Annotated in this window: 16 protein-coding genes and 1 tRNA gene; 13 read left to right on the top strand and 4 right to left on the bottom strand. The window is 70.3% G+C overall.

Annotated features, from left to right (window positions below):
- Positions 1–106: 106 nt before the first annotated feature.
- Positions 107–2,146: a DUF262 domain-containing protein gene (locus tag AC6CQV_RS07285; RefSeq protein WP_498260632.1), complete on the bottom strand. Its 2,040-nt coding sequence runs from the start codon at positions 2,144–2,146 to the stop codon at positions 107–109.
- Between the two features lie 135 nt (positions 2,147–2,281).
- Here AC6CQV_RS07285 and AC6CQV_RS07280 point away from each other — a divergent pair, with 135 nt between their 5' ends.
- The 5 genes from AC6CQV_RS07280 to AC6CQV_RS07260 all read left to right on the top strand — a co-directional run bounded on the left by AC6CQV_RS07280 (position 2,282) and on the right by AC6CQV_RS07260 (position 7,331).
- The gene (locus AC6CQV_RS07280) at positions 2,282–3,055 is read left to right on the top strand and encodes a hypothetical protein (protein ID WP_060958446.1); all 774 of its coding nucleotides are present in this window, start codon (positions 2,282–2,284) and stop codon (positions 3,053–3,055) included.
- A 157-nt stretch (positions 3,056–3,212) separates the two neighbouring features.
- Positions 3,213–3,995, top strand: coding sequence for a DeoR/GlpR family DNA-binding transcription regulator (locus AC6CQV_RS07275; RefSeq protein ID WP_061781810.1), 783 nt, complete (start codon positions 3,213–3,215; stop codon positions 3,993–3,995).
- Positions 3,992–4,939, top strand: a complete 948-nt coding sequence (locus AC6CQV_RS07270) for a 1-phosphofructokinase family hexose kinase (protein ID WP_498260631.1) — start codon at positions 3,992–3,994, stop codon at positions 4,937–4,939. The genes AC6CQV_RS07275 and AC6CQV_RS07270 overlap by 4 nt, the downstream gene beginning before the upstream one ends.
- 39 nt (positions 4,940–4,978) lie before the next feature.
- Positions 4,979–7,018 (top strand): PTS fructose transporter subunit IIABC, encoded by a 2,040-nt coding sequence (locus tag AC6CQV_RS07265; RefSeq protein ID WP_498260630.1) that lies wholly within the window; start codon positions 4,979–4,981, stop codon positions 7,016–7,018.
- 40 nt (positions 7,019–7,058) lie between these two features.
- The gene (locus AC6CQV_RS07260; protein ID WP_060958450.1) at positions 7,059–7,331 is read left to right on the top strand and encodes an HPr family phosphocarrier protein; all 273 of its coding nucleotides are present in this window, start codon (positions 7,059–7,061) and stop codon (positions 7,329–7,331) included.
- A gap of 72 nt (positions 7,332–7,403) precedes the next feature.
- On the opposite strand, the gene AC6CQV_RS07255 is transcribed toward AC6CQV_RS07260, so the two are convergent.
- Positions 7,404–8,042, bottom strand: coding sequence for an MBL fold metallo-hydrolase (locus AC6CQV_RS07255; RefSeq protein ID WP_205282841.1), 639 nt, complete (start codon positions 8,040–8,042; stop codon positions 7,404–7,406).
- Positions 8,043–8,163: 121 nt separating this feature from the next.
- Between AC6CQV_RS07255 and AC6CQV_RS07250 the strand changes: the two genes are divergently transcribed.
- Positions 8,164–8,239: transfer RNA gene (locus tag AC6CQV_RS07250), tRNA-Glu, on the top strand.
- Positions 8,240–8,316: 77 nt separating this feature from the next.
- Here the strand turns inward: AC6CQV_RS07250 and AC6CQV_RS07245 are convergent.
- Together AC6CQV_RS07245 and AC6CQV_RS07240 are read right to left on the bottom strand one after the other, a co-directional pair.
- Positions 8,317–9,447 (bottom strand): DUF4349 domain-containing protein, encoded by a 1,131-nt coding sequence (locus AC6CQV_RS07245; RefSeq protein ID WP_498260629.1) that lies wholly within the window; start codon positions 9,445–9,447, stop codon positions 8,317–8,319.
- A complete protein-coding gene (locus tag AC6CQV_RS07240) occupies positions 9,444–10,007 on the bottom strand; it encodes an RNA polymerase sigma factor (protein WP_191008491.1) in 564 nt (187 codons plus the stop codon). The genes AC6CQV_RS07245 and AC6CQV_RS07240 overlap by 4 nt, the downstream gene beginning before the upstream one ends.
- 265 nt (positions 10,008–10,272) lie before the next feature.
- On the opposite strand from AC6CQV_RS07240, the gene AC6CQV_RS07235 reads away from it, so the two are divergent.
- The 7 genes from AC6CQV_RS07235 to AC6CQV_RS07205 all read left to right on the top strand — a co-directional run bounded on the left by AC6CQV_RS07235 (position 10,273) and on the right by AC6CQV_RS07205 (position 17,881).
- Complete coding sequence (locus tag AC6CQV_RS07235; protein WP_498260628.1) at positions 10,273–11,340, top strand: TerC family protein; 1,068 nt, start codon at positions 10,273–10,275, stop codon at positions 11,338–11,340.
- 148 nt (positions 11,341–11,488) lie between these two features.
- The gene (gene leuC / locus AC6CQV_RS07230) at positions 11,489–12,958 is read left to right on the top strand and encodes a 3-isopropylmalate dehydratase large subunit (protein WP_498260627.1); all 1,470 of its coding nucleotides are present in this window, start codon (positions 11,489–11,491) and stop codon (positions 12,956–12,958) included.
- A gap of 1 nt (position 12,959) precedes the next feature.
- Positions 12,960–13,556 carry a 3-isopropylmalate dehydratase small subunit gene (gene leuD / locus AC6CQV_RS07225; protein WP_101306221.1) on the top strand — a complete coding sequence of 199 codons (597 nt, stop codon included), beginning with the start codon at positions 12,960–12,962 and terminating at the stop codon, positions 13,554–13,556.
- A gap of 76 nt (positions 13,557–13,632) precedes the next feature.
- Positions 13,633–14,991 (top strand): UDP-N-acetylglucosamine 1-carboxyvinyltransferase, encoded by a 1,359-nt coding sequence (gene murA / locus AC6CQV_RS07220; RefSeq protein WP_060958456.1) that lies wholly within the window; start codon positions 13,633–13,635, stop codon positions 14,989–14,991.
- Positions 14,988–15,773, top strand: coding sequence for a lysophospholipid acyltransferase family protein (locus AC6CQV_RS07215; protein ID WP_060958457.1), 786 nt, complete (start codon positions 14,988–14,990; stop codon positions 15,771–15,773). The genes murA and AC6CQV_RS07215 overlap by 4 nt, the downstream gene beginning before the upstream one ends.
- Positions 15,774–15,786: 13 nt before the next feature.
- Positions 15,787–16,899: an NAD(P)H-dependent glycerol-3-phosphate dehydrogenase gene (locus AC6CQV_RS07210; protein ID WP_060958458.1), complete on the top strand. Its 1,113-nt coding sequence runs from the start codon at positions 15,787–15,789 to the stop codon at positions 16,897–16,899.
- Positions 16,799–17,881, top strand: coding sequence for a D-alanine--D-alanine ligase family protein (locus AC6CQV_RS07205; RefSeq protein WP_205282849.1), 1,083 nt, complete (start codon positions 16,799–16,801; stop codon positions 17,879–17,881). Before AC6CQV_RS07210 ends, AC6CQV_RS07205 begins: the two co-directional genes overlap by 101 nt.
- Positions 17,882–17,911 lie beyond the last annotated feature (30 nt).

The following is a 17,911-nucleotide window of genomic DNA, read 5'->3' as shown; positions in this document are numbered from 1 at the left end:
TCCACTTGGCGCCGGACGGAGCGCCATCGCCGCGTGTCGCCCCCGTCGTCTCGGGAGGCGCGTGTGCGAGCGGACGGTAGTCGACGCCGGGCCATGATCGCTCCGATCAGTTCATCGCATTGCCGATGTAGGAGTACTTGACGAACACCTCGGAGGCCCAGCCGGCCTCGTCGAGCACGCCCTGCACCGCCGTGAGCATGTACTTGGAGTCCCACCCCATGTAGAGGTACTGGCCGTCGCCCAGCTCATCCCACTGGCCGTTCCACGCCTTGGCCGGGTAGACGGGGCCGCCGCGGCGTGCGCTGAAGTCGATCACGCTCTGTCGCGAGTCCGCCCACAACCGTTTGAAGATGCGGTTGAAGAGGTAGCGGATGTCGGGAACCTCCCAGTGCTCGCCGCGGAACTCGACGTAGTCGAACTCGCGCTGCCAGCCCCGAGGCCATCCGCGGCGTTTGCGGGCGTCGAGAATGGGAGTGAGGTTGTCGTCGTCGATGGAGACGACGGCGGGACGCTTCCAGACGCTCAGGAAGAGGTCGGTCAGCTCTTGCGTGCGCGCCGCGATCGCCGCGGTCGACCACGCCTCGGCGTCCGCGACGGCCTGCGTGACGGCGAGCGCGCTGTCGCGGTAGGCGTTCCGCTTCTGCGGGAACGAGGCGTCGAACGCGCGGTCGAAGAGCTCCCGTTCGAGCAGCGTCAGGTTTCCCAGGGTCTGGGCCAGCGCACGGAAGCTGTTCTGCTCGTCGTCGGAGAGCTCGGCCCAGCGGCGCGAGCCGTCGGGCGACCACTCGTCGGACGGTGCGAGCGGCACGATGTGCTCGAGATCCAGCGGCGCCGTGTCGATGTCGCCCGCGAGCCGCCCCAGCACGTAGGCCGGGTGGGGGAGCGCGCTGAACTTCAGACCCACGCGGGTGCGCTCGTCGGAGGGCGTGATCCGCGCGATCGCCCGGACCAGATCGTCGCGTGAGAGCGCCGCGGCGCGGCAGAGGCGAGCGACGAGCCGGTCGGTGGTCACCCCGACGACGGTGCGGCGCATCAGCAGCGACTGCAGCTGCTCGAGCGACGTGATCAGCTCCGAGGTCGGGAGCTGTCCGGAGCGATGCTCGTGGAGCAGGCGCAGAGCGAGCGGATACATGCCGCGTCCGAAGGTGTTGAGCAGGGCCAGCTGCCGCCCGATCGGCGCGTCGGCGACGCGCGCCGGGTCGAGGAGGGTGGCGTAGAGCGCGGAGTAGTCGCGCCACTGCGCGGCGCGCTCGCGCAGCGTCGCCAGGTCGAGGTGCGGGAACTCGGCGCGGAAGGTGTCGTAGACGCCCCGCTCGCCGGCCACGGTGACCTCGCGGCCGGTGAGCATGACGAGGTAGTGCCGCCAGAAGTCGCCGATCTGCTCGCCGGTGTTCTCCTCGATCGGAACCCAGTAATGGTCTTCGATCTCGCTCTGCTGGGCGTGGGAGAGACCCATCAGCACGTAGTTGTGGATCAGCTCGTGGTCGCGCAGCGGTTCGCCCGTCGAGTTGAGGCTCTCGAAGGTCTGCTGCGCGTTCGCCTCGGGCCCGAGGGTGATCGCGACGTGCTCGAGGCGTTGGAGGCCCCGCCAGATGTGGGCGGCCTCGTCGGGACGGATCTGGCTGCGGAAGAACGCGTAGTTGTCGTCGAAACGCGACACGCGCGTCTCATCGTCGGGCGTCCGACGGTCGCGCACGACGCTCTCGAAGACCTCCGCCCAGGCGCGATGCGGCCGGAGTTTCGTCCGTGCGGGATCGTCGTCGCGGACCAGCACCCGCTCGAGCTCGGCGGCCAGCTCCGGGTCGTCGTCGCGCAGGGTGTGGTGCAGGGCGGCGACCAGCAGCATGAGCGTCGTGATGCGCTGCTGTCCGTCGATGAGGACCAGATGGGCGTCATCGTCGTCGGAGACCGAGGCGGTCGAGAGGATCGAGCCGATGAAGTGCGTGTGGCCGGCGCCCGCATCCGCCACCGCGCGCACATCGCCGAGGAGCTGCTCGCAGCCGCCGATGTCCCAGCGGTACTGCCGCTGGTAGACCGGAACGACGATGGTGGTGTCGGATGCCGAGAGCCACGCGATCGTGGCGACGGCGGTCGCGGAGACGTGGGACGCGGAGACCGAGGGGGCGAGGTTCGTGCCGGTGCTCATGTTCTCCGTGTCGCCTCCGCGCTCGCTCTCGATGACCGCCGTCGAGTCTAATCGCGTTCCCGGGACCGCTCGGTAGGCTTGCCTCGGCCGGGCCTGTAAAAACTTCGCTTGTCCGGCAGAAAGGTTGGATCCGTCATGGGTTACATCAAGAGCGCGGCCCTCGAGGAGACCGGTTACGTCGTCCTCGACCGCTACAACAAGGAGATCGACCCGAAGGAGTGGCTCGACGTCGAGTACGTCGACTGGAAGTCCTCGGGCGACACCCGGTTCGCCCCGTTGGCCTCCGCCAAGGGCGAGATCGAGTGCAACGGCTTCTGGAACCACAAGCCGCCGCGCACCGACAAGGACGGCGTCTGGATCGACGCGCAGACCGCCATCGCACCGACGCTCACCGCGCGTGCGCAGGAGCCGGGGGCGAACGTCGGCCGCTGCCGCATCATCGAGCTGCAGCCGAACACGTATGCCGACTGCCTCTACAACCTGCACCAGGACGACAACAACCGTCTGAACCCGGACGGCACCGGCTGGGTCGTGCGCGGCTTCTTCAACCTCACCGACGACAAGACGAGCTACTTCGTGCTGCGGGAGAACCGCACCGATCCGAGCGAGGAGACCCGCATCGCCCTGCCCGCGGGCGCGCAGCTCATCGTCGACACCCAGCGCCTCTGGCACGCCGCCGCCCACTACGGCGACGAGCCGCGCTACTGCCTCATCACCTCGTGGGAGTCGGGCCCCGAGCTCGACGCCTACATCGCCAAGTACAACGGGGTGAACAAGGTGGACAGCTACCCGGTCGACCAGGAGACGCTGGATGCCGGGCAGATCGAGCAGGAGCGCCGCATCGCCGCCCGTGCCGCCGCCCTGGCCGCCCGCGGCCAGCAGGAGGTCACGGTGATGAGCGAGGCCTGAGCCTCGGCATCCACCGCGGACGTCCCGTCCGCACGAAGGGCCCCGATCTTCGGATCGGGGCCCTTCGTCGTCCGTGGCCCTCGTGTGGTTTTCCACGGAGCAGACTGTTGTTATATCTGTGTTTGTGTTGTACCGTGTGGATATTCAAGGAGGATACGTGTACGCAACGGAGCGACAGCAGCTCATCGAGCACCTGGTCAGTACAGACGGACGCGTCGCCGTCGTCGACCTGGCGCGCCGCTTCGGCGTGACCACCGAGACCGTGCGCCGCGATCTCGACCAGCTCGAGACGGCGGGAATCGTGCGTCGCGTGCACGGCGGGGCCGTGGCCCGCACCCGGGTCAGCACGGTCGAGACCTCCTTCGTGGAGCGCACGCAGCGCCGCAGCGACGCGAAGCGCGCGATCGCGGAGCGGGCCCTGGAGGCCATCGGCGCCGATGGCGACGGATCCATCTACATCGACGCGGGGACGACGACGGCCGCCGTCGCCGGACTGCTCGCCCAGCGCCCGGTCACCGGGCATCCGCTCGAGGTCGTCACCCACTCGATGACGGTGGCGCACCTGCTGGCCGGAGCGCCCGGGCTCAACCTCACCGCCATCGGCGGCCGCGTGCGCGGGCTGACCGCGGCGGCCGTGGGCGCCCAGACGGTCGATGCGATCTCCCGGCTGCGCCCCGACCTCGCCTTCATCGGCACCAACGGCCTGTCCGCCACCTTCGGACTGAGCACACCCGATCCCGACGAGGCCGCGGTCAAGCGCGCCATCATCGCCTCGGCGCGCCGCATCGTGGTGCTCGCCGACGCCGAGAAGTTCGACGGGGAGCTGCTCGTCTCCTTCGGCCGGCTCGCCGATCTCGACATCCTCGTCACCGATGCGCCGCCGCCCGCCGACCTCGTCGCCGCCCTCGACGACGCCGATGTGGAGGTGTGGACCGCATGATCGTCACGCTCACCGCGAACCCGTCGCTCGACCGGACGGTGACCCTCGCCGAGGCCCTGCGCGTCGGCGAGGTGCAGTCCGCCGTCGCCGTCCGCGAGGATGCCGGGGGGAAGGGCATCAACGTCACCCGTGTGCTGACCGGATCGGGGGTGATCAGCACCGCGGTCCTCCCGCTCGACGCCGACGACCCGTTCGCATCCGTGCTCCGCTCGGCGCGCGTGCCGGTCGTCGCCGTGCCCCTGCCCGGAACCGCGCGGGCGAACCTCACGCTGACCGACCACGACGGCGTGACCACGAAGGTGAACCTGCCCGGTGTGACGCGCAGCGACGCGGATGCCGCGACACTCATCGCCGCGACGGTGCAGGCGTCGGCGGGTGCGCGATGGCTGGTGCTGGCGGGGTCGCTGCCACCCGGACTGCCCGACGACTTCTACGTCGACGTGATCACCGCCGTCCGCGCGACCGGCCCCGAAGCGCCGCGCATCGCCGTGGACACGTCGGGGGCCGCCCTGCGGGCCGTCGTCGAGCGCGGAGCGCCCGATCTCATCAAGCCCAACGACGAGGAACTCGTGGAGCTCGCCGGCGTCCCCCTCGACCCGGCGCTGCCGCTGGCGGAGGCCGTCCGCGCCGTCGCCTCGCAGCTCGTGCCCGAGCGGGTGGGCGCCGCCTTCGTCACGCTGGGTGGCGACGGCGCGGTCCTCGTGACGGCCGACGGAGCCTGGTTCGGCACGCCGCCGGCGACGCGGGTACGCAGCACCGTCGGTGCCGGAGACAGCTCGCTGGCGGGCTTCCTCCTCGCCGACGTCGCGGGAGCCGCTCCCGACGAGCGGGTGCGCAGCGGCATCCGCTACGGGTCCGCGGCGGCCGCGCTGCCCGGAACGCAGGCCCCGACGCCCGACGATCTGCTCCCCGGCGACGTGCCGGTGAGCCCTCTCGCCCCCTGAAAACCCCATCCTGAACCCACTCGACCACTGGAGGTCACCGTGTCAGAGATCATCACGCCGGCGCTCGTCAGCCTTGACGCGTCGCTCGGCACCGACAAGCGGGCCGTCATCGACGCCCTCGCCGCGCGCGTGGCGGCGACGGGGAGGGCGAGCGATGCCGCAGCCCTCGCCGCCGACGCCTGGAAGCGCGAGCAGACCGACGAGACCGGTCTGCCCGGCGGCATCGCGATCCCGCACGCCAAGAGCGCCGCGGTGCGCGAGGCGACGCTCGCCTTCGCCCGTCTGAAGCCGGGCATCGACTTCGGCGCGGAGGACGGTCCGGCCGACCTCGTCTTCCTCATCGCCGCCCCGGACACGGCGGCCGAGGAGCACCTCGCCGTGCTGTCGCAGCTCGCGCGCAGCTTCATGCGCGAGGACTTCACCGCGGGACTGCGCGCGGCCGAACGGCCGGAGGATGTCGTCGCCCTCGTGACCGAGGCCGTCTCGGGCACCGGTGCTCCCGCAGCATCGACGGCGCCCGCCGCGACGGCGAGCGCGGACAGCGCGCACCTGATCGACGGACGCCCCGCCCGGATCGTGGCGGTCACGGCGTGCGCGACCGGCATCGCCCACACCTTCATGGCGGCCGACGCCCTCACCGCGCAGGGCGGCAAGGACGGCGTCGACCTCATCGTGGAGCCGCAGGGATCGAGCGGATACAAGGCGCTCGACCCGAAGATCATCGAGGCCGCCGACGCCGTCATCTTCGCCGTCGACGTGGACGTGCGCGAGCCGCAGCGCTTCGCCGGCAAGCCCGTCGTCCGCGCCAGCGTCAAGCGCGGCATCGAGGCGCCCGGTCAGCTGGTGGCCGAGGCCATCGCCGCCGCGAAGAACCCGAACGCGACCCGCGTCAGCGGATCGGCGGCGGCGGCATCCACCGCCACGTCGGGCGCGGGGGAGTCGTACGGCGCGAGCATCAAGCGCGCGCTGCTGACCGGCGTCAGCTACATGATCCCCTTCGTCGCCGGCGGTGGTCTGCTCATCGCCCTCGGCTTCCTGCTGGGCGGCTATGAGATCGCGTTCAACGCGGACAAGATCCTCGGCGCGTCGACGCTGTGGAACCTCGGCGACACCTCGCTGATCGTCTACCTCGGCGCCGTGCTGTTCAAGATCGGCGCGCTGTCGTTCGGCTTCCTGGTGCCGGCCCTCGCCGGTTACATCGCGTACGGCATGGCCGACCGGCCGGGTATCGCCCCCGGTTTCGTCGCCGGTGCCGTCGCGGGCTTCATGGGCGCGGGCTTCCTCGGCGGCATCGTCGGTGGTCTGCTCGCCGGTGTCGCCGCCCGCTGGCTGAACGGCCTCGACGTGCCGCGCTGGCTGCGCGGTCTCATGCCGGTCGTGATCATCCCGCTGCTGGGTTCGATCTTCGCCTCCGGTCTCATGCTGCTGGTGCTCGGCGGTCCGATCGCCTGGCTCACCAAGGCCCTCAACGACTGGCTGTCGGGCCTCACCGGCGCCGGCGTGATCATCCTCGGCATCATCCTCGGCCTGATGATGTGCTTCGACCTCGGCGGTCCGGTCAACAAGGTGGCCTACGCCTTCGCGACCGGCAACCTCGCCGCGGGCATCGCGGGCGACGAGCGCTACCTGCAGATCATGGCGGCCGTCATGGCTGCGGGCATGGTCCCGCCGCTGGCGATGGCCCTGGCATCCACCGTCATCGACCGCAAGCTCTTCACCGAGCCGGAGCGCGAGAACGGCAAGGCGGCCTGGCTGCTCGGCGCTGCGTTCATCTCCGAGGGTGCGATCCCGTTCGCGGCGGCCGACATCTTCCGGGTGATCCCGGCGATGATGCTCGGCGGTGCGGTGACCGGTGCGCTCTCGATGGCGTTCGCCGTCACGAGCAAGGCGCCCCACGGCGGCATCTTCGTCTTCTTCGCGATCGACAACTTCTGGCTCTGGCTGCTCGCCATCGCCGCGGGAACGGTCGTCTCGGCATTCACCGTCGTCGCGCTCAAGCGCTTCGCACGCCGTGGATCGGCCGTGAACGAGGGTATTCCCGGTGCGTCCTCGGTTTCTCCCGAGGCCGTGAACGCCTAGTCTCGATGGAGATATCCCAACACGATCCAAGGAGGATCCCATGGCAGAACGCCAGGCCACCGTCGCCAGCAGCTCGGGTCTGCACGCGCGCCCCGCGAAGCTCTTCGTGCAGGCGGTCCAGCAGACCGGCGTCCCCGTGACGATCGCGGTCGAGGGCGGTCCTGACCTCAACGCCGGCAGCATCCTCACGCTGATGGGTCTGGGCGCCACGCAGGGCACCGTCGTCACGCTCAAGGCGGAGGGCGAGGGCGCCGAGGCGGCCCTCGACACGCTCGTCGCGTTCCTCGAGACGGACCACGACGCCGAGGCCTGATCGGACACGGATCCACGGATGCCGCGACCCCCGGATGTTCTCCGGGGGTCGCGGCATCCGGCGTTCGGGGCCTCAGAGATCGATGGCGTCGCCCGGGTCGAGCGGGCTGAACCGACCCCCGCCCTGTTCGGCCGCCCACTGCAGACGCCCGCGGTGCATGTCGAGTCCGATGCGCGAGAGCGTCATGTCGTGCGTGGCGAAGGCGTGCTCGGGCTGCACGGCGAGGACGAAGTCGATCGCCTCGCCGATCTTCAGCCACGGCGCGCCCACCGGCGCGGCGAGGAGCCGGACCTCGACCCCTTCGGGGACCGCGTAGGAGTCGCCGGGGTAGTAGAGCTCGTCGTCCACGAGCACGCCGACGTTGTCGATGACGGGGATCGACTCGTGGATGACGGCGTGCCGCCCGCCGAAGAAGCGCAGCGCGAACGGGCCGGCGCTCACGCTGTCGCCCGGAGCGACGACGGTGACGCCGAACTCCGCGGCCGCATCCGCGACACCCTGCGGCCCGTAGATCGGTACGTCGGGCGCGTGCTCACGGATGCGACGGAGGTGCTCGGGCGTCCAGTGGTCGGGGTGCTCATGGGTGAGCACGACGCCCACCGTCCCGGCCAGATCCTGCAGCGGAAGAGTGAAGGTTCCGGGGTCGATGATCAGCTGGCTTCCTTCGCGCTCGAGGCGCAGGCAAGCGTGTTCGTGTTTGGTGACGCGCATGTCGCTCAGTCAACGCCTGTCCCGCGATCCGGGCAAGCCGGACGCGCATCCGGGCCTCGATTTGGCGAGGGGTCGTTCGCCATGGCATAATCGAACGGTTGCTTACGCAGCGAAAAGGTACGGCCCCATCGTATAGCGGCCTAGTACGCCGCCCTCTCACGGCGGTAACGCGGGTTCGAATCCCGCTGGGGTCACCACCGCAGAAGCCCGGTCCACACGGACCGGGCTTCTGTCGTCTGCGGGTCTGTCGCGACGCGACAGACCCCGAGGTGGGTCAGGCTGCGGGACCGGCCTCGTCGACGGTCTCGGGCGCGCGGGTGCGGGCCCGACGACGGCGGACGACCCGGCGCGCACCCCACACGATCAGGGCGGCGAACGCGATCAGGCCGAGCCAGGGGAGCAGGAACCCGATCGCGATGACCAGGCCGTTGAGAGTCGCGACGAGACCGTTCCAGCCGGCCGCGACGCCGTCGCCGAATCCCGCCGGATCGGCGGTGACGGCGGGGGCGGGCGTGACGAGCGAGACGCTCAGCGTCGACATCTCGACCTGGGACTGCACCCAGCTCAGCTGCTGTCGGAGGGACTCCAGCTCGGACTGACGCTCCGACAGCGCGGATTCCGCCGCGATCAGATCGGCGGTCGACGACGACTGCTGCATCAGCTCCGTGAGGCGTGCGACGGAGGACTCGAGGGCGGAGACCCGGGCGCGCAGGTCGACGGCCTCCGTGGTCACGTCGCGCCGGTCGGTCTGCGACGAGGTCACCGTCCCGTAGGCGGACAGTCCCGCGACCGTCTCGGAGAGGCGGTCGGCGGGGATGCGGACGGTGATCCACGCGCCCGACGGCATCGGCATGACGACTCCCGTGCCCGACATCACGTCGACGGGCGCTCCGGCGCCGGTGCTCTGGGATTCGACGTAGCCGCCCGCGGCGACGGCTGCCGCCGCGATGCCCTCGGCCGCGGCAGCGGCGTCCGCGACCTCGACGGTCGCCGAGGCGGTCGTCGCGATCTCGCGTCCCGCGCTCCCGGTGGCGGCGTCGGCCGCCACGCCGGCTCCGCTCATGCCGCCGGGCGCGGCATCCCCGGCCCGTCCATCGGTCAGCCCGAGCTCGGCGGTGCTCCCGCCCGGTGCGATCACCGCGGGAAGTGCGGCGGACGACGCCCCGGACGTGCCCTGCAGGGTTCCCGCGATCGACGGTGCCATGATCGCCGCGACCGCCACGACGGCGGCGGCCGCGGCCCCGCCCATCCAGATGCGGCCGCGGCGGACGGCGCGGATCCGTTCGCGTTCGCTGCGCTCCCACTGCGCGCGACGTTCGTCCGCGATGCGTGCGAAGAGCGCGTGCTCGATCGCCTCCACGCGATCGTCGCCGAGCTCGGGCAGTGCGGTGTGTGCGGTGGTCATGACCCCTCCGATGCGATGGTGGTGCGCAGTGAGCTGCGGATGCGGGAGAGACGATTGCGGACGACGCCGTGCGTGACGCCGAGGTGCTCGGCCGCCGCCTGGTATCCGTAGCCCTCGGCGGCGCACAGACGGAAGATGCTCTGGTCGAGCTCGCTGAAGGTGGCGACCTCCGCCGCGATCCGATCGGCGAGGTCGGCGTCGATCACCTGACGTTCGATGTCGACGCCGTCCGGCACGGATTCGTCGACGGGCGCTCCGAGGTGCGCGCGGTCGCGGTGCTGGCGGCGCACACGGTTCGCCGCTTGGAAGCGGCAGACCGTGACGAGCCAGGGGAGCAGCGACGCGCTGTGCAGCTCCAGTTCCCGGAGCTTGCGCCACGCGGCCAGGAACGTCTCCTGGGTCACGTCCTCGGCATCCTGCGCCGTGCCGACCAGGCCGTGCGCGATCCAATAGACGGGTCGCGCATAGGCGCGGTAGAGCGTCCGGAAGGCGAGCTCGCTGCCGGCGGCGGCCTCCGCGACGAGCTCGGCATCGGTACGCGTGCCGGTGTCCTGGGTCATCGTGTCCTCATCGTCTCTCACTCAGGAAGTGTCGGCCGTGGAGGAATCGTCTCAGATCCGATCGCCGCCGGCCTGCGGGCCGACCGGCGGGGAGCGCCTCCGGGGTGCGAGCCGGTATCGTGTCCTGAGCGAGAGGGAGTATCCCGTCCTCGCGCGTCCGTCATCACGGGCCCGTCGTCGGGACCCCGGGCGCGCGCCGCCGCCGCCCGACGGGTGGTCGCGGGGGAGAGACTTTCGACGTTTCGTCATCCCTCGAAAGGCCTGCATGGACCTCCCCGTCTGGTTCGAGATCGGCTCGCTCGTCGTGCTGGTGCTCATCCTCGTCGCCGACCTCGTGCTCATCGCGAAGCGACCGCACATCCCGTCGCCCAAGGAGTCGAGCCTGTGGGTCGTCTTCTACGTCGCCCTCGCGCTCGTGTTCGCGGGATTCATGTGGTTCTTCGCCGGCGGCGAGTATGCCGGGCAGTTCGTCGCCGGGTGGCTCACGGAGTACAGCCTCTCCATCGACAACCTCTTCGTCTTCGTGCTGATCATGAGCCAGTTCTCGGTGCCGCGCCGGTACCAGCAGAAGGTGCTGATGGTGGGCATCATCATCGCGCTCGTGCTCCGGGGCCTGTTCATCCTCGCCGGAGCGGCGATCATCGAGCAGTTCAGCTGGATCTTCTACATCTTCGGGGCCTTCCTCATCTACACCGCCTGGAAGCAGGCCTTCCCGGGCGGCGACCACGAGGACGAGGTCAAGAAGGAGTCGTTCATCGTGCGGCTGCTCCGGCGCACGATCGACATCAGCGACGACTACGACGGTCCGAAGGTGCGCACGGTCGTCGACGGCAAGCGGATGTTCACGCCCATGATCATCGTGTTCGTGGCCATCGGCATGACCGACCTGCTGTTCGCGCTCGACTCGATCCCCGCGATCTTCGGCATCACCCAGAACGCGTTCATCGTGTTCACGGCGAACATCTTCGCGCTGATGGGGCTGCGCCAGCTCTACTTCCTGTTGGGCGACCTGCTCGACCGGCTCAAGTACCTGCACTACGGCATCGCCTTCATCCTCGCCTTCATCGGGGTGAAGCTGATCGCGCACGCGATGCACGAGAACGAGCTCCCGTTCATCAACGGCGGCGAGCACATCGCGTGGGCGCCCGACATCTCGACCTGGATGTCGCTCGGAGTCATCGTCGTCTCGATGGTCGTGGCGACCGGGGCGAGCCTCGTGGCCTCCGCGCGGGAGCGCGGCGCAGGGCCCGCGGCGGCACCCCGGACGCCGGCAGCGGCGGCCGAAGCGGTCGCCGACGAGAAGGGCACGCCGCCGACCGTCGAGGGGCGCTGAGGGCGACGGCGATCCGCGCGGTGGTATTCTGAGGCCGTGCGGATCGCTCGTCTTCTCCTTAGCGGCCGCGACGAGACCTCGTTCTGAGCCCTCACTCGTCGCGGAGTCCGTCGCGGGCTTGATCCTCTTATCTGGAGAACGAGACAGCATGAGCATGACGATTCCCGACCGCCCGCGGACCCTCGCCGAGAAGGTGTGGGACGACCACCTCGTGGTCAAGGGCGAAGACGGCCAGCCCGACCTGATCTACATCGACCTGCACCTGGTGCACGAGGTCACGAGCCCGCAGGCCTTCGACGGCCTGCGTGCGGAGGGCCGCTCGGTGCGGCGACTCGACCTCACGATCGCGACCGAGGACCACAACACCCCGACGCTCGAGATCGACAAGCCGATCGCCGACCTGACGAGCCGGACGCAGATCGAGACCCTGCGTCGCAACGCGGAGGAGTTCGGCGTACGCCTGCACTCGCTCGGCGACAAGGAACAGGGCATCGTCCACGTCGTCGGGCCCCAGCTGGGCCTGACCATGCCCGGCATCACCGTCGTCTGCGGCGACAGCCACACCTCGACGCACGGCGCGTTCGGTGCCATGGCCTTCGGTATCGGCACGAGCGAGGTCGAGCACGTCCTGGCCACGCAGACCCTGCCGCTGAAGCCGTTCAAGACGATGGCCATCACCGTCGAGGGCGAGCTGAAGCCCGGGGTCACCGCGAAGGACATCATCCTCGCGATCATCGCCAAGATCGGGGCGAACGGCGGCCAGGGCTACGTGCTCGAGTTCCGCGGCAGCGCCATCCGGTCGCTGTCGATGGAGGGCCGCATGACGATGTGCAACATGTCCATCGAGGCGGGCGCCCGCGCCGGCATGATCGCCCCCGATGAGACGACGTTCGCGTACGTGAAGGACAAGCCGCACGCCCCCCAGGGCCAGGACTGGGACGACGCGGTCGCCTATTGGCGCACGCTGCCGAGCGACGAGGGCGCCGTCTACGACGCCGAGGTCTTCCTCGACGCGAACGAGCTCGAGCCCTTCGTCACCTGGGGCACCAATCCCGGGCAGGGCGTCTCGCTGTCGGACGTCGTTCCCGACCCGGCATCCTTCACCGACGCGAACGAGCGCGCGGCCGCGGAGCGTGCGCTGGAGTACATGGATCTCGCCGCCGGCACGCCGCTGAAGGACGTTGCGGTGGATGCCGTCTTCATGGGCTCCTGCACGAACAGCCGCATCGAGGACCTGCGCGCCTTCGCGTCGGTCATCGAGGGGCGTCAGAAGGCGGAGCACGTGCGGGTGATGGTCGTCCCCGGCTCGGCGCGCGTGCGCCTGGAAGCCGAGGCGGAGGGCCTCGACAAGGTCTTCACCGCGTTCGGCGCCGAGTGGCGGTTCGCGGGGTGCTCGATGTGTCTGGGCATGAACCCCGACCAGCTCGCCCCGGGCGAGCGCTGCGCCTCCACCAGCAACCGCAACTTCGAGGGCCGTCAGGGCAAGGGCGGGCGCACGCACCTCGTGTCGCCGCTCGTGGCCGCCGCCACCGCGGTGCTGGGCCGCCTCGCGAGTCCGTCCGATCTGCCCCGTATCGACTCACCTGCGGAGCGCGCGACGACCGGGATTGGAGCCTGACGTGGAGAAGTTCACGACCCACACCGGCGTCGCCGCCGCGCTGAAGCGTTCGGCGGTCGACACCGACCAGATCATCCCCGCGGTCTACCTCAAGCGGGTGACCAAGACCGGTTTCGAGGACGCACTGTTCGCCAACTGGCGACAGGACCCCGAGTTCGTCCTGAACCAGCCGACGTTCTCGCACGCCTCGGTGCTCGTCGCGGGTCCCGACTTCGGAACCGGGTCGAGCCGCGAACACGCCGTGTGGGCGCTGCGCGACTACGGCTTCCAGGTGGTGCTGAGCCCGAAGTTCGCCGACATCTTCCGGGGCAACGCCGGCAAGCAGGGCCTGGTCACGGGCGTGATCTCCGAGGCCGACCTCGAGGCGATCTGGGCCGAGATCGACGCGCATCCGGGCGCCGAGATCACCGTCGACCTCGTCGAGCGCACCGCGACGATCGGCGAGCTCCGGGTCTCGTTCGAGATCGACGATTACACTAGGTGGAGACTCCTCGAAGGCCTCGACGACATCGGGCTGACCCTGCGCAACGAGGACAGGATCGCGCAGTTCGAGGCGCGCCGCGAGGCGTGGCGCCCCCGGACGCTTCCGGTCCGCTAGGACGGACCCGCCCCCGATCGGGGCATGCCCGCCCCTCTCCTTTCCCGTCCTCGACACACGATGTGAGGTTCGATCCATGAACACCCTCCTGAGCGCTTCGGCGTCGACACCCGCCGGAGGCGAGGGCTCGGTCCTCGAGATCCGGGGCGGGCGGCCGCTGACCGGACGCGTCGAGGTGAAGGGCGCCAAGAACCTCGCCACCAAGGCGATGGTCGCGGCGCTGCTCGGCGAGACCGAGAGCGTGCTGCGCGACGTACCCGACATCAGCGATGTCCAGGTCGTGCGATCGCTCCTGGAGGTGCACGGCGTGACCGTGACCGACGACGGCGACGGCGTCCTGCGTCTCGACCCGCGCGGAGCGGTCTCGGCGCACATGGAGGAGATCGACGCCCACGCGGGCGCGTCGCGCATCCCGATCCTCTTCTGCGGACCGCTGCTGCACCTGCTCGGCCAGGCCTTCATCCCGGACCTCGGCGGATGCCGCATCGGCGACCGTCCGATCGACTTCCACCTCGACGCGCTGCGCGCCTTCGGCGCGACGGTGGACAAGCTGCCCAGCGGCATCCGCCTCTCCGCTCCGAACGGGCTCTCCGGGGCGAACATCGCCCTGCCGTACCCGAGCGTGGGAGCGACCGAGCAGGTGCTGCTGACGGCCGTGCGCGCGAAGGGCACCACCGAGCTTCGCAACGCGGCCATCGAGCCGGAGATCATGGATCTCATCGCCGTCCTGCAGAAGATGGGCGCGATCATCTCCTACGAGCCCAACCGCGTCATCTTCATCGAGGGTGTGGAGTCGCTGCGCGGCTACGACCACCGGAGCATCTTCGACCGCAACGAGGCCGCATCCTGGGCCTGCGCGGCGCTGGCGACGGACGGCGACATCTTCGTCGGCGGAGCGAAGCAGCAGGAGATGCTGACCTTCCTCAACGTCTTCCGCAAGGTGGGCGGCGACTTCGACATCCACGAGGACGGCATCCGTTTCCGCCGCGGCGGTGCGCTCAAGCCCGTCGTCGTCGAGACCGATGTCCACCCCGGTTTCATGACCGACTGGCAGCAGCCCCTCATCGTCGCGCTCACGCAGGCCGAGGGCGTCTCGACCGTTCACGAGACGGTCTACGAGAACCGTCTCGGCTTCACCCAGGCCCTCAACAAGATGGGCGCCGACATCGTGGTGCACCCCGAGGGCATCGCCAGCGCCGACCGCCGCGTTCCGCGCCGCGCGCTGGAGCAGGCCGCCGTCATCACCGGTCCGACGCCGCTGCACGGCGCCGACGTCGTCGTTCCCGACCTGCGCGGCGGCTACAGCTACGTCATCGCCGCCCTGGCCGCGGAGGGGACCTCCCGCGTCGCGGGGGTGGACATCATCCGCCGCGGCTACGAGAAGTTCCTCGAGAAGCTGACGGCGCTGGGCGCCGACTTCGACGTCGTCGGATGACCGGCGTGGCCCGTCCCGCGCGGCGACGCGCCTCCGCCGAGAAGACGCGGCCCAGCGCCTTCTGGCCGCTCGCCGCGCTCATCGTGCCGGCCGTCGGATGGTTCGCGAAGATCGAGATCACCGGTGCCGAGCACCTGCCCGCCGAGGGTCCGTACGTGCTGGCCCCCAACCACTACAGCGAGTTCGACCCGCTGATCCTGGCGGTGGGCACGTGGCGCATGGGCCGCGCTCCGCGGTTCATGGCGAAGGAGAGCCTGTTCCGCGTCCCCGTCCTGGGCGCCGCCCTGCGGGCGACCGGCATGGTCCCCGTCGCCCGGTCGTCGTCGTCCGCGGCGGCGAAGCAGACGCTGCAGCAGTCCGAAGACCTCGTGACCCACGGCCGCGGCGTCATCGTCTACCCGGAAGGCTCGCTCACCCGCGACCCGGACATGTGGCCGATGCGCGGCAAGACCGGGGCGGTGCGCCTGGCTCTGGCCGCCGCGGAGCCCATCCCCGTGATCCCGGCCGCGACCTGGGGCGTGCAGCAGATCCTCCCGCGCTACGGCAAGCTCCGCCTCTGGCCACCGCGGCGACGCGTGCGGCTGGCGCTGGGTCCCGCCACCGATCTCTCCGCCTACACCGGCGCCGGCGCGATGGGTGCGGCGAACCTCGTCGCGGCCACGGATGCCGTGATGGCCGACGTCGCCGCGCTCCTGGGCACCCTGCGCGGCGAGGAGCCCCCCGCCGAGCGCTGGAACCCGGCCGCCCACGGCCAGAACGAGACGGGTCGCCTTGAGTCGTAGGGGCGAGTCGGCGATGCCCCGGGTCGCCGTGATCGGCTCGGGCAGCTGGGGCACGACGTTCGGCAAGGTGCTCGCCGACGGGGGAGCGCACGTCGTCATGTGGGCTCGTCGTGCCGAGCTGGCCCAGGAGATCCAGGAAGGCCACCGCAACAGCGAGTACCTGCCCGGGATCAACCTGCCGCGCGCCATGTCCGCCACGACGCACCTGTCCGAGGCGCTCGAAGGGGCGTCGCAGGTGTACCTCGCGATCTCCAGCCAGGCCCTCCGCCAGAACCTCAAAGCGGTGCGCCCCCTCGTCGCCGACTCCGACGCGCCGATCGTGTCGCTGATGAAGGGCGTCGAGAAGCGCAGCGGTCTGCGGATGAGCCAGGTCATCGAGCAGGAGCTGCACTGCGACCCGACGCGCATCGCCGTCGCATCCGGGCCGAACCTGGCCCTGGAGATCGCCCGCGAGCAGCCGACCGCGGCCGTCATCTCCTCGACGAGCCGGGAGACGGCCGAAGCGGTGGCCCGACGCGCCCGCAACGACTATTTCCGCACCTTCGTCAACACCGATGTCATCGGCACGGAGTTCGGCGGCGTGCTGAAGAACCTCATCGCCGTCGCGATCGGCATCGTCGACGGCGTCGGCTACGGCGAGAACACGAAGGCCTCGATCATCACGCGGGGTCTCGTCGAGATGACCGACTTCGCGGTCGCGCAGGGCGCCCAGCAGGAGACCCTGCAGGGGCTCGCCGGCCTGGGCGACCTCATCGCGACCTGCCAGTCGCCGCTGAGCCGCAACAACACCGCGGGCCGGCTGCTGGGCCAGGGCTACAGCTTCCAGGACGTCGTGAAGCAGATGAACCAGACCGCCGAGGGACTCGCGTCGGTCGCCCCGGTGCTGCAGCTCGCGCGGGAGTCGGGTGTGCACATGCCGATCGTGGAGCAGGTCAAGATGGTCCTGGACGGCACGATGAACCCGCGCGACATCGCGCCCCACCTGACCACCGACGACGACAAGCCGACGGGCGAGAGGACCCAGAATGGACAAAGCGGTAGTGGCGGTGCTCTTCGGAGGGCGTTCCAGCGAGCATTCGATCAGTTCCGCCACGGCGGGGGGAGTGCTGCGGGCGATCGACCGTGACCGCTTCGCGGTCATCCCCATCGGCATTACCCGCGAGGGTGCTTTCGTCCTCGAAGACGACGACCCCGACAAGTTCGCCCTCGACCCCGGGCACCTGCCCGAGGTGGTCGACAACGGCACGCGCATCGTCTGGCCGGATTCCGTCCGCTCGCGCGAGCTCAAGGTCCAGGATGCCGACGGCATCCGTTCGCTGGGTCCGATCGACGTGGTCTTCCCGATCCTGCACGGCCGCTTCGGCGAGGACGGCACCATCCAGGGCTTCCTCGAGCTGCTCGATCTGCCGTACGTCGGCGCGGGCCTGCTCATGTCCGCGATCGGCATGGACAAGCACACGACCAAGAGCGTCCTGAAGGCCGCGGGCGTGCCGGTCGTGCCGTGGGTCACGGTGACGGAGCGCGACTTGGCGCGCGACCACGATCTCTGGCACCGCCGCATCCGCTCGCTCGGCCTGCCCGCCTTCGTGAAGCCCGCCCGCGCGGGCTCGAGCGTCGGGGTCTCGAGGGTCTCCGACTGGTCGGAGCTGGACGCCGCGCTGGCGACGGCCTTCGCCGAGGACGACACCGTCCTGGTCGAGCAGGCCGTCGTGGGTCGCGAGGTGGAGTGCGGTGTGCTGGCCGGCCGCGACGGCGAGCCGGCGCGGGTCAGCGTGGCCGGTGAGATCGTCATCAGCGGCCGTGAGTTCTACGACTTCGACGCGAAGTACCTCGACGCCCCCGGCATCGACCTCGTGTGCCCCGCCGACCTTCGAGAGGGCGAGCTCTCCGAGATGCAGCGCATCGCGGTGCGCGCGTTCGAGGCGGTCGGCGGCGAAGGACTCGCGCGCGTGGACTTCTTCTTCACCGGGACGGAGTTCTTCGTCAACGAGGTGAACACGATGCCCGGCTTCACGCCCATCTCGATGTTCCCGAAGTGCTGGATCGCGTCGGGGATGAGCTACCCGGAGCTGATCAGCGAGCTGATCGACCTCGCCCGCGTGCACTGAGCGGCGCGAGCCCCGCCGCGGGGAATCGAC

Source organism: Microbacterium sp. EG9, from assembly GCF_059759475.1.
Note: the sequence above shows the minus strand (reverse complement) of the source record. Positions and strands in the feature narration are given on the sequence as shown.

Coding starts and splice junctions, on each gene's coding strand:
- AC6CQV_RS07240 (WP_191008491.1), bottom strand. CDS start 10,007: ATGACCCAGGACACCGGCACGCGTACCGATGCCGAGCTCGTCGCGGAG.
- murA (WP_060958456.1), top strand. CDS start 13,633: ATGAACACCCTCCTGAGCGCTTCGGCGTCGACACCCGCCGGAGGCGAG.
- AC6CQV_RS07205 (WP_205282849.1), top strand. CDS start 16,799: ATGGACAAAGCGGTAGTGGCGGTGCTCTTCGGAGGGCGTTCCAGCGAG.
- AC6CQV_RS07235 (WP_498260628.1), top strand. CDS start 10,273: ATGGACCTCCCCGTCTGGTTCGAGATCGGCTCGCTCGTCGTGCTGGTG.
- AC6CQV_RS07285 (WP_498260632.1), bottom strand. CDS start 2,146: ATGAGCACCGGCACGAACCTCGCCCCCTCGGTCTCCGCGTCCCACGTC.
- leuC (WP_498260627.1), top strand. CDS start 11,489: ATGAGCATGACGATTCCCGACCGCCCGCGGACCCTCGCCGAGAAGGTG.
- AC6CQV_RS07280 (WP_060958446.1), top strand. CDS start 2,282: ATGGGTTACATCAAGAGCGCGGCCCTCGAGGAGACCGGTTACGTCGTC.
- AC6CQV_RS07215 (WP_060958457.1), top strand. CDS start 14,988: ATGACCGGCGTGGCCCGTCCCGCGCGGCGACGCGCCTCCGCCGAGAAG.
- AC6CQV_RS07255 (WP_205282841.1), bottom strand. CDS start 8,042: ATGCGCGTCACCAAACACGAACACGCTTGCCTGCGCCTCGAGCGCGAA.
- AC6CQV_RS07260 (WP_060958450.1), top strand. CDS start 7,059: ATGGCAGAACGCCAGGCCACCGTCGCCAGCAGCTCGGGTCTGCACGCG.
- AC6CQV_RS07210 (WP_060958458.1), top strand. CDS start 15,787: ATGCCCCGGGTCGCCGTGATCGGCTCGGGCAGCTGGGGCACGACGTTC.
- AC6CQV_RS07270 (WP_498260631.1), top strand. CDS start 3,992: ATGATCGTCACGCTCACCGCGAACCCGTCGCTCGACCGGACGGTGACC.
- AC6CQV_RS07245 (WP_498260629.1), bottom strand. CDS start 9,447: ATGACCACCGCACACACCGCACTGCCCGAGCTCGGCGACGATCGCGTG.